2 protein-coding genes are annotated in these 1,969 nt (G+C 77.7%); both read left to right on the forward strand.

From position 1 onward, the window contains the following. Positions 1-106: 106 nt before the first annotated feature. A complete protein-coding gene (locus tag DLJ47_RS28045; RefSeq protein WP_109904379.1) occupies positions 107-859 on the forward strand; it encodes a CIS tube protein in 753 nt (250 codons plus the stop codon). Continuing rightward, positions 856-1,969 (forward strand): phage late control D family protein (locus tag DLJ47_RS28050; protein WP_109904381.1); only part of this gene is annotated, 1,114 nt, incomplete at its 3' end. The genes DLJ47_RS28045 and DLJ47_RS28050, both read left to right, overlap by 4 nt.

The following is a 1,969-nucleotide window of genomic DNA, read 5'->3' on the forward strand; positions in this document are numbered from 1 at the left end:
GTCCGTGGCCGGCGCTGCCGGATGACCGGGCGTTGTGGACGCCGGCCGGGGACACGGTGGACCCCGCGCACCTACGTCGGCTGGACCGGGAACAGGCGGGTGCCTGATGGAACGGGTCGCCTTCCTCGTCGACGCCACCGGCGAACGGGTGGACTGTCTGCTCAACCCGGAGACCGTGCAGGTGACCCGGCTGGCCGGGATCCGACCCCGGGGCGCGCCGGGCGGGCAACTGACCGGTGCCGGGCTCGCCGACGACCCGCTGGTGTTCACCGGCGGCGGGCGTACCGAACTCGTGCTGGACCTGCTCTTCGACGTGGACTTCGCGGAGGGTCAGGTCCGCCCCTCCGACGTGCGGGCGCTCACCCGGCCACTGTGGCTGCTCGCGGAGAACTCGACCACCGAGCACGGCTGGCTGCGGCCGCCGCTGGTGCGGCTGGTCTGGGGCAAGACCTGGAACGTGCCCGGCGTGATCGTCGCCGTGGCGGAACGCTTCGACGCGTTCACCGTGACCGGCTCGCCCCGCCGGTCCTGGCTGCGACTCAAGCTGGTCCGGGTGGCCGAGTCGGCCGACCGGGCGCGGGAGGGGTTCGCCGAGGAACTGGCCGCCGCCGGCACCCCGGCCGCCGCGCCCGGCAGCGCCGTGGTGGCCGCCGGCGACGGCGCGGCCGAGCCCGACTACTCGGGCGTACGGTTCGACCTGCTCGCCCACGACGCGCTCGGCTCCCCGCTGCGCTGGCGGCTGCTGGCCGAGCACAACCGGATCACCGACCCGCTCACCGTGCCGGCCGGCACCGCGCTCGCCGTCCCACCGCCCGGCGCGGTCGCCGGCTCACCCCCGCCCGCCGGAGGTGCGCCGTGACCGTCGCCGCGCCGCCCGCGCTCACCGTGCTGCTCGACGGCGTGGCGCTGCCCGACGGCGCGACCCGGCGGGTGGTGTCGGTACGGGTGGCCGCGCGGCTCGACCAGCCCACCCAGTGCGAGGTGGCGCTCGCCACCGCGCCCGGTGCCGCCGCGCTGACCCCGCCGGTGGGCACCGGCGGCACCCTGGACGTCCGGCTGGCTGACCGACCGGAGGCGCTCTTCGCCGGCGAGGTCACCTGCGTCGAGGTCGAGTACGCCGCGGACGGCTCCGCGCTGCTGCGGGTGCGGGCGTACGACGCGTTGCACCGGCTGCGCAAGCGGCAGCGGCTGCGGGTGTTCGAGTCGGTGACCGCCGCCGACCTGGCCCGGGAGCTCTGCGTCGAGGTCGGGCTGACCGTGGTGGCGGAGACCGACGGGCCCCGCCTGGAGCGGCTGGCACAGCACCGGCACACCGACCTCGACCTGCTGCTGGAGGTGGTCGGCCGGGCCGGGCTGCACCTGGCCGTCGACGGTGACCGGCTGCGCCTGGTGACCCTGGAGGGGTACGGCGAGCCGGTCCCGTTGGAGCTGGGCCGCTCGGTGCACGCGCTGCGGCTCTCCACCAACCTCGACGCCGCCGCCGGGGACAGCGCGGCGCTGGGCTGGCACCCGCAGCGGGCCGAACCGATCACCCAGCGGGCCGGCACGCCGCGCTGCGGGCGGCGCACCGCCGCCGACCCGGACCCGGCGGACGTGGGCGCGGACGGGGTACGTACCGCGGTCGACCAGCCCGGGCGCAGCGACGACGAACTGGCAGCGCTGGCCCAGGCCGGCCTGGACGCCCGGGTCGCCGCCCTGGTCACCGCCGACGGGGTGGCCGAGGGCGATCCGGCGCTGCGCCCGGGCCGGCGGATCGCGCTGGCCGGGGTGGCCGCGCCGGCCGAGGGCACGTACGTGCTCACCGAGGTGGTGCACACCGTCGACGGCAATGGTCACCTGACCCGGTTCGGCACCGCCCCGCCACCGCCGCCGCCGGCCGGGCCGCCCGCCCCGGCGGTGCTCACCCTCGGCACGGTCACCGAGGTCGCCGACCCGGAGGGGCTGGGCCGGGTCCGGGTGACGCTGCCCG

Source organism: Micromonospora sp. S4605 (genome assembly GCF_003176715.1).
Lineage (GTDB): Bacteria > Actinomycetota > Actinomycetes > Mycobacteriales > Micromonosporaceae > Micromonospora > Micromonospora echinaurantiaca.

What these genes read in the sequence shown, in the direction of transcription:
- DLJ47_RS28045 (WP_109904379.1), top strand. Translation starts at nt 107, where the DNA reads ATGGAACGGGTCGCCTTCCTCGTCGACGCCACCGGCGAACGGGTGGAC.